Origin of the sequence: Kitasatospora indigofera (genome assembly GCF_014655955.1) — a bacterium.
Lineage (GTDB): Bacteria > Actinomycetota > Actinomycetes > Streptomycetales > Streptomycetaceae > Kitasatospora > Kitasatospora indigofera.
Genome location: NZ_BNBO01000003.1, coordinates 247,669 through 260,140 on the forward strand (window position 1 = coordinate 247,669; position 12,472 = coordinate 260,140).

Genomic DNA, 12,472 nt, shown 5'->3' on the forward strand with positions numbered 1-12,472 from the left:
AATCGTCAGGTCCGTCACTCGCTCTCGCCGCCCGGCCGCCAGGTCTCCGCCAGGTCGCCCCACAGGTAGGCGGTGGCCTCCACACCCTTGCGCAGCAGGTCCAGCTCGACCTTCTCGTTGACGGAGTGCCAGCCGTCCGAGGGCACCGAGATGCCCAGGAAGAGCACCGGCGCGCCGAGCACGTCCTGCAGGTCGGCGGCCGGCCCGGAGCCGCCCTCGCGGGTGAAGAGGATCTTCTTCTCGAAGGCCCGCCCCATCGCCCGGACGGTGGACTGCAGCGCCGGGTGGTCCAACGGGGTCAGGCAGGGCCGGGTCGCGCCGGGGAAGACCAGCTCGTACCGGATGCCGTCGGGCACCCGGGCCGCGACCCAGGCCCGGACGGCCTCGCGGATCTTCTCCACCTCCTGGCCGGCGACCAGCCGGAAGGAGAGCTTGAGGTGCGCCGAGGCCGGCACGATGGTCTTGCCCCCGGGCCCGGTGTAGCCGCCCCAGATGCCGTTCACCTCGGCGGTCGGCCGGGCCCAGACCCGCTCCAGAGTGCTGTAGCCGGCCTCGCCCTGCGTCCCGTACGACTTGGCGACCCGCAGCCACTGCGCCTCGTCGAACGGCAGCTCGGCGAAGAGTTCGCGCTCGCGGTCGGTCAGCTCGACGATCCCGTCGTAGAAGCCCGGGACGTCCACCCGGCGGTCCGCGTCGTGCAGGGCGGCCGCCAGCTCGGCCGCCACCGAGGCCGGGTTCGGGACGGCGCCGCCGAAGGAGCCCGAGTGGATGTCGGTGTCCGGGCCGAACAGGTCGATCTGGGCGTCGGCCAGGCCGCGCATCCCGGTGCAGACGGTCGGGGTGTCCTCGGACCACATCCCGGTGTCCGAGATGATCACCACGTCCGAGGCGAGGCGCCCGGCCTCGCGCCGGACCAGGTCGGCGAAGTGCGGCGAGCCGGACTCCTCCTCGCCCTCGATCAGCAGCTTGAGGTTGACGGCGGGCGCGGTGCGGCCGGTCGCGGCCAGGTGCGCGCGCACCCCCAGGGTGTGGAAGAAGACCTGGCCCTTGTCGTCCGCGGCGCCGCGGGCGAACAGCCGGCGGCCGACCACGGTCGGGGTGAACGGCTCGGTCGCCCAGCCGTCCTCCTTGGCCGCGGGCTGGACGTCGTGGTGGCCGTAGACGAGAACGGTGGGCGCGGCCGGGTCCCCGGACGGCCACTCGGCGAACACCGCCGGCAGGCCGTCGGTCTCCCAGACCTCCGCCACCGGGAAGCCGGTCTCCCGCAGCTTGTCCACCAGCCATTCGGCGGAGCGGCGGACCTCGCCGGAGCGGCCCGGGTCGGCGGAGACGGACGGGATGGCGAGCCAGTCGGCGAGATCGGCCAGGAAGGCGCTCTCGTGCTGCTCGATGAAGGTACGGACGACGCTGTCCGGAGTTCTCGTCATACGGACGACTTTAGTTCGCCCGTGCGGGTGCTCGCCCCGGACGTCCGCTCGCTGGTCGGCGCCGGGCCTGTAACCTCCGTCACCTCCCGGCCGCGGACGGCGGCGGGGAGGTGACGGAGGCGGTGCCGGCGGGGCGGGTCAGCCGCTGGTCCGCAGCAGGGCGATCCGGGAGCGGGTCAGCAGCGCGGCCAGCGCCACCGCGACGACCGGCAGCACCACCAGCGTGATCCCCATGGTCATCCAGGGGAAGACCACCACCGTCCGGTCGACGGCCTCCTCCGGGCCCATGCCCGGGTACGGGGCGGCCAGCCCCTCCACCTTGCGCAGGGCCACCGCGGGCACCACCCCGCAGACGGTCCCCAGCACCGCGCCCATGGCGGCGATCACGCCGCACTGGAAGCCGGAGAGCGTCCGGCGGATCCGCGGGGCCGCGCCGACCGCCGCCAGCGTGGTCAGGTCGCGCTGGGAGTCGGCCGCCGCCAGACCGGTGGCGATGCCGGCCGCGCCGAGCGCGACCAGGGCGGCGAACCCGGTGAGCGCCAGGGTGACCAGGTCGCCCTCGGCCCGGTATCCGCGCTCGACCTCGAACTGCACGCCCTCGCTGATCCGGGTCACGGCGGCCAGCGCCTTCTGCTCGGACGCGTCGCCCGGCGAGGACTCCGGGAGCCAGACCGAACCGGCGTCGGTGCTGGTCAGACCGAGCCGCTGGACCACCGCCGGGGCGATCACGGCCTGGCTGTAGGTGACCGGGACCGGCGTGGTCACCAGCACGGCGTCCACCGTGACCTGGTGGACGGCCGGACGGTGCAGCGGGCCCGCGGTGCCCGTACCGCCGCCCCCCGGCGGGACCGCCGCCCCGGCCGGGGCGGACTCGGCGGCGGTCGGGGACGGGCTCGCCGACGGGGACGGGCTCGCCGACGGGGACGGGCCCGCCGACGGGGACTTGGCCGGGGACGCGGCCGGGGAGGGCGCGGCCGGCTTCCCGGCCGCCGGCGCGGACGCCGCGGCCGACCCGGCTGCGGACGCCGCGGGCGCCGGGGACCCGGCGGCCGGTGAGGCGCCGCCGGAGGACGGCGACGCGTCCGGGCCGGGCGACTCGTCCCCGTACGGCTCGGTCAGATCCAGCGTGATCTTGCCGTCCTTGAGGTACTTCGGGTCGAAGACCAGCGCCTTGCCGGCCGCCAGGGCCTGTTCGGCGGCCGGGTCGTGGAGCGCGAACAGGTTGTGCAGCAACGTGCTGTCGCCCACCTGGACCGGGCCGAACGGACCGCCCCGGAAGCTGGTGGCGTTCTCCCGGCAGCGCGGGTCCTTGCGCAGCTCGCGGAACTGCTCCGGCGTGGACGCGGGCGCCAGGTCCCGGTCCTCGGCCGGGCAGCGCAGCTCCTTGGGCACCGACACGTCGACGCTGCCGCAGCCGCCGCCCATGGACGCGTGGCAGTCGCCCATGTAGTTGACCCGCTGGACGTCGGCCCGCGGGCCGAGCCCGCCGAGGTTGCTGTCGACCGCCGTCCGCAGCTGCGGCAGCAGCTTGCCGTCCGCGGCCGGGCCCCAGCCGGCGGCCAGCGTGACCGCCCCGGCCGGCGCCGAGGCGACGTACTCCCGCCGGTTCTGCTCGTCGCTGCTGGCCGAGTAGACGCCGACCGCGACCGAGCCGGCCACCGCCGCCATCACGGCGGCCACGGCGGGCGCGGTCCGGCCGCGGTGGCGCACCGAGTCGCGCAGCGCGAGCCGCGGCCCGAGCGGCAGCCGCCCGCCGATCCGGCCGAAGAGGCCGACCAGCATCGGGGCCAGGGCGACCATGCCGAGTTCGGCGATCATCGAGCCGCCGAGCACGGCCAGGCTGCGGCTGCCGATCCCGGCCGTCGAGCCGAGCAGGGCCAGTGCGGCGCCGCCCGCCAGCATCAGCAGTCCGAGCGCCGCCAGCCGCTTGCTCGGCGGCTTGACCGAGCCGCGGCCGGTGAGCGCGGAGACCACGTCCTGCCGGGAGGCCTGGACGGCCGGTACGACCGCCGCGAGCAGCCCGGTGACCAGGCCGATGCCCATCACCGCCAGCAGGTCGAGCGGCTGGACGTCGAAGTGCCCGAAGCGCCGGCCGGCGTACTGCTCCGCCCACGGGCGCAGCACGGCGACCAGGCCGACGGCGACCACCAGGCCGGCCGCGGCGCCGGCGATGCCGAGGACGACGCCGCCGCCCAGCACCACCGAGCGGATGTGCGCGCGCTCACCGCCGCCGGCGGCGAGCAGGCCGAGCTGCCGCCGGGAGCGCCTGGCCCCGACGGCGAAGGCGGGGCCCGCGAGCAGCACGATCTCCAGCAGCGCCATGCCCGCGACGGTGGCCATGATGACCACCGCGGTCCGGTCGAAGTACTCGCCCCCGCCGCCCTGCTGGTCCATCTGGACGTAGTACGGCACCTCGGAGCGGGCCGGCGGGTCCAGCAGGACGCTGCGCGAGGCGGCCGTGAAGCCGTACGTGTTGAGCTCCATGACCTTCGGCCAGTCGAGCACCGCGCCCTGCGGCAGCTTCACCAGCCAGTGCTGCTCCTGCTCGGCGGGGGTGGTCCGGCCGCTCTGGCGGGCGCCGGGCAGGGCGCTCAGCGGGGCGACCAGTTCGCCGGGACGGCCGATCAGGGTGGCGCTGTTGAGCTCGTCCGGGTACTCGACGGCGGCGGTGATGGTGTACGGGGTCTGCTCCAGTCCGCGCGGGCTGGTGCGGTCGCCGATCTTCAGGTGCGCGCGGTCCAGGAAGTCGCGGGTCACCGCGATCTCGTGGGAGGCGGCGGGCACCCGGCCCTCCAGCACGGTGATCCGGCCCCGCCAGACCGGGTCGGCCAGGTCGGCCTCGCTGGTCTGCACGAGGAGCAGGCCGTCGGCGCTGGTGGTGGAGATGTAGGGGCCGTCGGTGAGCGGGACGAGGGTGCTGCCGGCCGGCAGCAGCTCGCGGACCAGGGTGGCCGGCGGGGTCTCCTGACTGCGCTTCTGCTGCGCGGTGAGGGGCTTGCCCTGCTCCGGCCCGTCGGAGGTGCTGCCCTCGCGGGGGTCGGGCTCCTGGAGCACCGTCCGGCCGGCGCCGGAGAGCCGGATCTCGGCGTCGGCCTGGCCCATGGTGCGGACCACCCGCTCGCCCGGGTCCAGCTCGGTGCTGCGGAAGACGATGTCGGCCCCGGCCACGCCGAGGACGGGCAACGCGACCATCGCGACGACCAGGGCGCTGCGGCCCTTGGCGCGCAGGGCGTCGCGGCGGGCGATGCGCAGGGCGACCCGCCAGGCGGTGAGCTTCACTCCTGCACCGGGCCCTTCACGCTGTTGGTCGCGGCGGAGACCAGCAGGCTGGCGGCGTCCTGGCTGACGCTCTCGTCGACCATCCGGCCGTCCCGCAGGAAGACCACGCGGTCCGCCCAGGCGGCGTGCCTGGCCTCGTGGGTGACCATCATGGCGGCGGCGCCGGCGTCGCAGCGGGCCCGCAGGACGGCGAGCACCGACTCGCCGGTGGTGGAGTCGAGGGCGCCGGTGGGCTCGTCGGCGAGGACGAGGCGGCGGTCGCCGATCAGGGCGCGGGCGATCGCGACCCGCTGCTGCTGGCCGCCGGACATGTCGTCGGGGAAGCGGTCGGCGAGCTCCGGGATGCCGAGTTCCTCCAGGGCGGCGATCGCCTCGCGGCGGGCCGCCCGGCCGGAGACGCCGTCCAGCTCGCGGGGCAGCGAGATGTTCTCGGCGGCGGTCAGCGCGGGTATCAGGTTGTAGTCCTGGAAGACGTAGCCGATCGAGCGCCGGCGCACCCGGGCGAGGTCCTTGCGGGAGAGCCCGCCGAGGGCCACGCCCTCGACCAGCACCTGACCGCCGGTCGGGGTGTCCAGGCCGCCGGCCAGGGTGAGCAGGGTGGACTTGCCGGAGCCGGAGGGCCCCATCACGGCGACGAACTCGCCGGGGTGCACCACGAGGTCGACCCCGCGCAGGGCCTGGACCTCGGAGGCCCCCTGCCCGTGCACCCGGGTGACGTGGTCCAGGTGCAGCACCGCGCCCGTCGTGTTCCTGGTCGGATCGCTGTCGGTCACTGTTTCCCCCTCGTGGGTCGGACTGTGGGTACGGGCTCGGGTTCGAGCCGGTGGGAGCGCGCCGGCCCGGTGTGGCCGGGCCGCGGCTCGTGCGGTCGGGTGGCCGCGGGGCGGCCGGCCGGCTCCGCGGGCCGGGCTGCCGGGCGGCGGATGCCGGGGCGGCGGCCCGGCGGGCGGGCGGAAGGTCGACGGCCTCGGCGCGGGGCGCCGGCGGCCGGGGCCGGGCTCCGGGTTCGGGGCTGCGGGTTCGGGGCCGGGGCTGCGGGTTCGTGCTGCGGGCGCCGCGGTCGGGCCGGGCGCCGGACGCGCGGTCGGGACGCCGGGGCCGGGCCCCGGGCGCCGGGTCCGGGTCCGGGTCCGGGTCCGGAAGGGAGCGGGTACCGGTCAGGAAGCGAGCGGGTGAGGCCGGCTCAGCCTCTGAAAACGCGGCGGCCGGCGCGGACGGCGGGCGCGTCCTTCGCCGGCTCCGGCCCGCCACGGGGTGCCTCGGGCTCCGGCCGCGCGGCGCGGGCCTCGGCGTGCTGGGCGAGCCGGGTCTCGCAGTGGTCCAGCCAGCGCACCTCCGCCTCGGCCTGGAAGATCAGCTGGTCGAGGACGAGCAGCCAGGCGAGGTCGGAGCCGTCGTCGCGGCCGGCCTTCGGGCCGCTCTCCCCGGCCAGCGCGCGGCCCTTGAGCCGGGTGTAGTCCTGGAGCGCCTTGATGCTGTGCCGGCGCTGGCTCTGCACGACGGCGGGCACGTCCACCCCCGGGACGGTCACCGCCATGGCCAGCTTGATCGCCAGTTCGTCCCGGGGCGGGTTGGTCCTGGGCACCGGGGTGTCGAACCAGTTGCGCAGTTCTGCGCGTCCCTCCTCGGTGACGGCGTAGAACTGGTGCCCCTCCTCGTCCTCGCCGGCGGGGACCACCAGGCCGTCACGCTCCAGACGTCCGAGCGTGGTGTAGACCTGCCCGACGTTGAGCGGCCAGGTCGATCCGGTGCGCGCCTCGAACTCGGCGCGCAGTTGGTAGCCGTAGCGGGGGCCTTGGTCGAGCAGGGCCAGCAGACCGTGACGAATGGACATACCGAGTATGTATACCCGGTATGCCCTCCGCGCTCAAGCCACGTCCGCGCCTCCCGCCCGCCCCGTGGCCACCACGGCCCGCCCCGCCGCCGGTCGCGACGCCGGTGGCGCCACCGGCCCCGCCACCGGTCACGGCACCGGTCACGCCACCGCCCCGTCGTCCGCCGATCGCCCTCCCGTCGCCCGCCGATTCCCGGCCCGGCGCGCCGACCCGGTAGCGTCGTGCGGTGTGAGCCAGTTGCGCATCGCCACCTTCAACCTGTTGCACGGTCAGCCGCTGGCCCCCGACGGCAGCCCGCTGGACCTCCCACCGACGGCCGAGGACCCGCTCGCCGAGGCGATCGCCGGGCTGGACGCCGACGTGCTGGCGATCCAGGAGGTGGACCGGTACCAGGAGCGGTCCGGCCTGGTCGACCAGGCCGCCGTCGCCGCCAAGGCGATGGGCGCCGCCGACTGGCGCTTCGCCGCCGCCCTGCACGGCCGCCCCGCCCCGGTGGCCGGCTGGGTGCAGGACCGCCCGGTCGGCGGCCTTCAGGTGTACGGCCCGGGCGAGGTCGGCACCGCCACCGACCTGCCCTCGTACGGCACGGCGCTGCTCACCCGGCTGCCGGTGCACCACTGGCGGGCCCGCCGGTTCGCGCCGGCGCCGTTCGGCCTGCCGCTGCGGGTGGCCGGCCGGCGCGGCCTCACCCCCGTGCCGGACGAGCCGCGGGCGGCGCTGGCCGCCGTGCTGGAGGGCGAGCGCGGACCGTTCACCGTGGTCGCCGCGCACCTGTCCTTCGTGCCGGGCTGGAACATGGCGCAGCTGGCCGGCATCCGCCGGTGGATCGCCGACCTGCCGCAGCCCTACCTGGTGCTGGGCGACTTCAACCTGATCGGCGCGGTGCCGCGGACAGTGCTCGGCGGGGCCACCGCGCTGGAGCGCTCCGGCCCGCGCCGGATCCGCGAGCTGCGGGCCGCCCGCCGGGCCCGGCCGGTCCTCGCGGAGCCGCGCCGGCGCCGGGTGCGCGAGCCGAGGGCGCGGCTGCAGGGCTGGCACGACCTGGCCAGGATCCCCACCTACCCCTCGCACCGGCCGGCCGTGCAGTTCGACCACGTGCTCGCCGTCGGGGTGCCGCGGGACGCGGTCGGCGCCTCCCTGGCGCCGCGCACCGCGGTCTCCGACCACCGGCCGCTGGTGGTGGAGGTCGGGCTCTGATCAGTCCGCCCCGGGCCGGGGCCGTGACCGGGGCCGTGACCGGTGGCACACGGCCCCGGGCGGCCCCTAGCGGTGCGTCAGCTGGCCGTTCTGGTGCGGGAGCACCGCGGCGGGGGTGAGCGGGTCGTACTGGAGCAGCAGCATGGCGGCGTCGTCGCCGAGCTGCCGGCCGACATGGCGGACCACGTCCTCGTGCACCCGGTGCAGCACCTCGGCCGGGTGGCCCAGGGCGTGCGCCGGGAGGCGCTCGGCGAGCGGGTAGAAGGCGCCTGCGCGGTCCCGGGCCTCGACCACGCCGTCGGTGAAGAGCAGCACCCGGTCGCCGGGGCTCAGCCGGACCCGCTGCACCGGCGGGCGGACGTCCGCCGGGTCGAGCACACCGAGCGGCGGGACGGTCTCGTCCAGCCCGAGCACCCGCACGCCCTCGCCCTCCCGCAGCAGCAGCGGCGACGGGTGGCCGCAGTTGGCGATCTCCGCGGTGCCGTCCGGCCCGACCCCGATCAGCACCAGCGTGACGAACTCCTCCTCCACCCCGGTGTGGTCGTTCTCGTGCAGGGCCCGGTCGAGGCTGACGGCCAGCCAGCCGGCCACCTTGTCCAGCGCGGGCTCCTGGTGCGCGGCCTCGCGGAAGGCGCCGAGCACGGCGGCGGCGGTCTCGACCGCGTTCAGGCCCTTGCCGCGGACGTCGCCGACCACCGCCCGGACGCCGTGCCGGGTGTTGACCAGCTCGTAGAGGTCACCGCCGATCCGGGCCTGGGCGGCGGCGGCCGCGTAGTGGACGGCCGCCCGGACGCTGCCGACCCGGTCCGGGACCGGCCGCAGCAGCACCCGGCGGGCCACCTCGGCCACCAGCTGGGCGTCGGCCAGCGCCTTCTCCTGACGCAGCCGCAGGGTGGCGCTGACCCAGCCGATGGCGGCGACCAGGACGATGGCGAAGACGGTGGCGCTGTGCACGGACTCGCCGAGCGAGTCGCTGGAGAGGGCCATCAGGAAGGCCGCCGCCTCGGTGCAGAGCCCGATCAGCAGCGGGTACCAGGTACGGCGGCTGACCACGGCGGCCAGCGCGGGGACTGCGGTGAGGGCCGGTTCGACCGTCACCCCGGTGTCGGTGAAGTAGTTCAGGACGACCACCAGCGCCATGCCGATGAACGGCAGCGCGAGGGCCGTCCTCGGCCAGGTGCCGGTACCGCCCGGAGCGGCCCCCGGGGCCGGCCCCGCGAGGCGCTCTCTGATCCATCCGGTCGCGCTCAACTTCGGTCTCTCCAGCAGAAGGTGCGGGCGCCCCGAGGGTTGCCTGCGGTGATGACTGAGGGTCAGGAGGAAGGGGCCTTGCTGGCGGCCGGAGTACGAGGTGACCGGTTACCGACCCCACAATAGGCGCGAAACGCGCATGGAGCACAGGTTTCGCGTGATCGCGTGACGACTTGGAAGCTCTCTGTGACTCATTCTTCACTGTTCCCGATCAGGAGCCGTTCCAACTCTTTTCGACCAGGAAGTCCTGCCGGTTGTTCGATCCGGCCGCTGCGGACGTACAGGAACGAAGCCGTGACCTGCTCCGGCGGAACCCCTGCCTGTTCGGCCCAGGCCACCCGGTAGACCGCCAGCTGGAGCGGGTCGGCGGTCTCCTCCCGGTTGGTCTTCCAGTCCACCACTTCGTAGCGTGACGCTCCCGCCGCTCCTGACTCACTGTCATCCGTGCGGTACACCGCGTCGATCCGGCCGCGCACCACCCGGCCCGCCAGCACCAGCTGGAACGGCGCCTCGACCCGGTGCGGGGTCCGGTGGGCGTACGGGGTGCGCAGGAAGGCCGCCTTGAGCAGCTCCAGGTCGCGTTCGTCCTCGATGCCGTCGTCGTCCGTGCCCGGCAGCGCGTCCGGCTCGACCAGCAGCAGCGGCTCGATCCTGGCCTGCACCCAGGCGTGGAAGCGCGTCCCGCGGCGGGCGGCCGGCTGCGGCGGCCGCGGCATCGGGCGGGCGAGGTCCCGGGCGAAGCCGTCCGGGTCGGCGGCCAGCCGCATCAGCTGGGTGGCGGACAGGGCCGCCGGCAGCGGCACGTCGCGGACGCTGCGCCGGGACCGCTCCAACTCGCCGAGCAGGGCGTCCAGGTCGCGGTCCCAGGACTCGGTCCGGCGCTGGTCCTCGGGGGCCATCCGCTCGGGCCCGGGGGCCGGCTGCCCGGCGAGCCGCCGGCGCACCACGTCGGCCACCCGGCGCCGGGCGTGCTGGGCGTCCGGGTCGAGCGGCAGCGGCCAGGGACGCTCCACCGAGGCGGCCAGCGCCGGGTTCTCGGCGTCCTTCGCCGGCTCCTCGGCCCAGTGCTCGATCTCGCCGTTGCCCGGCCGCTCGCAGTGCCGGCGGATGTCCAGCAGGAACTCGGACGGGCCGCGGCGCCGCTTCTGGCTCGGCCCCCACCAGTGCCCGGAGGCCAGCAGCAGGCTCCGTGGCCGGGTGAACGCCACGTAGCCCAGGCGCAGTTCCTCGGTCGCGGCGTGCGCCGACATGGCGTTCTTGAAGGCCGTCATGGTCCGGCCGGTCCAGTCGCCGCGGACGTCGGGCAGGGTGGCGGCGTCCCCGCGCAGCGCGTGCGGCAGCACCCGCTTGGTGCTGGTCCAGCGCTCGCGCGCGGTCGAGGACGGGAAGCTGCCCTTGACCAGCCCGGGCACCGCGACCACGTCCCACTCCAGCCCCTTGGACTTGTGGGCGGTGAGCACCTTCACGGTGTCCTCGCCGCCGGGCAGGCTGCTGTCCAGGCCGCGCTCGTACTCCTGGGCGGCGCGCAGGAACCCCAGGAAGGCCGGCAGCCCCGGGTCCCCGTCCAGGTCGGCGAAGCCCGCCGCGACGTCCAGGAAGGCGTGCAGCGTCTCGCGCCGCCGGGCGGCCAGGGCCAGCGGCGACGCGGCCAGCTCGACCTCCAGCCCGGTGACGGTCAGCACCCGGTGCAGGACGTCCATCAGCGGGTCGGCCAGCGACCGGCGCAGCTCGCGGACCTCCCGGGCGAGGCGGGCGAAGCGGACCCTCGCCTCGGGCGAGAAGGCCAGCTCGTCGGGCTGCTCGGCGTCCAGGAAGGTCTCCAGCGCGTCGGCCAGCGAGACCACCTCGGTCGGGTCGGTGTCGGCGACGGCCGCCGCCAGCGCGTCCACCCCCGCCGGGCGGGCGGTGCGGACCAGGTCGGCCGCGCGGCGCCCGAGCAGTGCGAGGTCACGCGGGCCGATCCGCCAGCGCGGGCCGATCAGCAGCCGTACCAGCGCGGCGTTGGCCGTCGGGTCCTGCAGCACCTCGCAGACCGCCACCAGGTCGGCGACCTCCGGCAGTTGCAGCAGCCCGCCGAGGCCCACCACCTCCACCGGGACCTCCCGCGCCACCAGCGCCGCGTGGATGTCGGGGAAGGCCGCCCCGCCCCGGCAGAGCACCGCGATCCGGCCGGGCGCGGTGCCGGTGCGCACCAGGTGGGCGACCGAGTCGGCCAGCCAGTCGATCTCCTCGGCGTGGGTGGGCAGCAGCGCCGCCCGGACGAATCCGTCCTGCTCGGCACCGGGCGCCGGGCGCAGCGCCTCCACGCCCTCGTGCATCGCCCGGAGCGGCTCGGCCAGCTCGTTGGCGAAGGCCAGCAGCCGGCCGCCGCTGCGGCGGTTCTCGCTGAGCGAGTAGCGGGCGGCCGGGGTGCCGTCCCGCCGGGGGAAGTGCACGGGGAAGTCGTCCAGGTTCGCCACCGAGGCGCCGCGCCAGCCGTAGATCGCCTGGCAGGGGTCGCCGACCGCGGTGACCGGGTGGCCGCCCCCGCCGGGCGCGCCCGCCGGCCCGCGCCCGAAGAGCCCGGCGAGCATCAGCCGCTGGGCCACCGAGGTGTCCTGGTACTCGTCGAGCAGGACCACCTTGTACTGCCCGCGCAGCACCGCCCCCACCTCGGGCCGTTCCTGGGCCAGCCGGGCGGCGGCGGCTATCTGGTCGCCGAAGTCCATCAGGCCGGCGGCCCGCTTGCGGCGCCGGTACTCCTCGACCAGCCGCAGCAGCTCCTGCCGGGCCCGCGCGGCCACCGGGACGGCCCGCAGGTCGTCGTTGGTCAGCCTCACCCCGGCCAGGGTGTCGAGCAGCGCGGCGTCCCAGGCGCGCAGCTCGGCCGGCTCGGTGAGGTGCTCGGCCAGCTCGCCGTCGAGCGCGATCAGGTCGGCGACCAGCGCGGAGAAGGTGCCGGTCAGCGCGGGGAACGGGCCGCGTTCGGAGCGCAGCACCTTGGCCGCCAGCTGGAACCGGGTGGCGTCGGCCAGCAGCCGGACCTCCGGCTCGATTCCGATCCGCAGCCCGTGCTCCTTGAGCAGCCGCCCGGCGAACGCGTGGTACGTGGAGATCTCGGGCAGTCCCAGCGGCTCCTCGCCGGGGCCGCCGGCCGCGTCCGGCTCCAGGATGCGGGCGCTGTACAGGGCCGTCCGGACCCGCTCGGACAGCTCGCCGGCCGCCTTGTTGGTGAAGGTGAGGCCGAGCACCTCCTCCGGCCGGACGGCGCCCGAACCGACCAGCCAAACCACCCGGGCCGCCATCACCGTCGTCTTGCCGGAGCCCGCGCCGGCCACGATCACGGCCGGCTCCAAAGGCGCGCCGAGGGCCCGCATCTGCTCCGGGTTGAAGGGGATGCCGAGCAGCTCCTTGAGCTGGTCGGGGTGGTCGAGCACGGCATTCACCCCCCCACGCTAACCGGCGCCGCGGACAGCGGCTGCCGCCCGCCGGGCGGCCCGGCCG

7 protein-coding genes are annotated in these 12,472 nt (G+C 76.0%); 1 reads left to right on the plus strand and 6 read right to left on the minus strand.

Annotated features, from left to right (window positions below; genetic code table 11):
• Window positions 1-14: 14 nt before the first annotated feature.
• The 4 genes from IE329_RS04840 to IE329_RS04855 form a co-directional block, all read right to left on the minus strand.
• The gene (locus tag IE329_RS04840) at window positions 15-1,427 is read right to left on the minus strand and encodes a dipeptidase (protein ID WP_190209519.1); all 1,413 of its coding nucleotides are present in this window, start codon (window positions 1,425-1,427) and stop codon (window positions 15-17) included.
• 138 nt (window positions 1,428-1,565) lie between these two features.
• The gene (locus IE329_RS04845; RefSeq protein WP_190209520.1) at window positions 1,566-4,706 is read right to left on the minus strand and encodes an FtsX-like permease family protein; all 3,141 of its coding nucleotides are present in this window, start codon (window positions 4,704-4,706) and stop codon (window positions 1,566-1,568) included.
• Window positions 4,703-5,479 (minus strand): ABC transporter ATP-binding protein, encoded by a 777-nt coding sequence (locus IE329_RS04850; protein ID WP_229927167.1) that lies wholly within the window; start codon window positions 5,477-5,479, stop codon window positions 4,703-4,705. Before IE329_RS04850 ends, IE329_RS04845 begins: the two co-directional genes overlap by 4 nt.
• Window positions 5,480-5,889: 410 nt before the next feature.
• Window positions 5,890-6,540, minus strand: a complete 651-nt coding sequence (locus IE329_RS04855; RefSeq protein WP_190209521.1) for a PadR family transcriptional regulator — start codon at window positions 6,538-6,540, stop codon at window positions 5,890-5,892.
• Between the two features lie 229 nt (window positions 6,541-6,769).
• Between IE329_RS04855 and IE329_RS04860 the strand changes: the two genes are divergently transcribed.
• Window positions 6,770-7,738, plus strand: coding sequence for an endonuclease/exonuclease/phosphatase family protein (locus IE329_RS04860; RefSeq protein WP_190209522.1), 969 nt, complete (start codon window positions 6,770-6,772; stop codon window positions 7,736-7,738).
• A 66-nt stretch (window positions 7,739-7,804) separates the two neighbouring features.
• On the opposite strand, the gene IE329_RS04865 is transcribed toward IE329_RS04860, so the two are convergent.
• Complete coding sequence (locus IE329_RS04865; RefSeq protein ID WP_190209523.1) at window positions 7,805-8,989, minus strand: PP2C family protein-serine/threonine phosphatase; 1,185 nt, start codon at window positions 8,987-8,989, stop codon at window positions 7,805-7,807.
• Window positions 8,990-9,180: 191 nt separating this feature from the next.
• The gene (locus IE329_RS04870) at window positions 9,181-12,414 is read right to left on the minus strand and encodes an ATP-dependent DNA helicase (RefSeq protein WP_229927168.1); all 3,234 of its coding nucleotides are present in this window, start codon (window positions 12,412-12,414) and stop codon (window positions 9,181-9,183) included.
• Window positions 12,415-12,472: the final 58 nt, after the last annotated feature.

Excerpts from the sequence above, each read along its gene's own strand:
- IE329_RS04855 (WP_190209521.1), bottom strand. The coding sequence starts at position 6,540 with ATGTCCATTCGTCACGGTCTGCTGGCCCTGCTCGACCAAGGCCCCCGC.
- IE329_RS04840 (WP_190209519.1), bottom strand. The coding sequence starts at position 1,427 with ATGACGAGAACTCCGGACAGCGTCGTCCGTACCTTCATCGAGCAGCAC.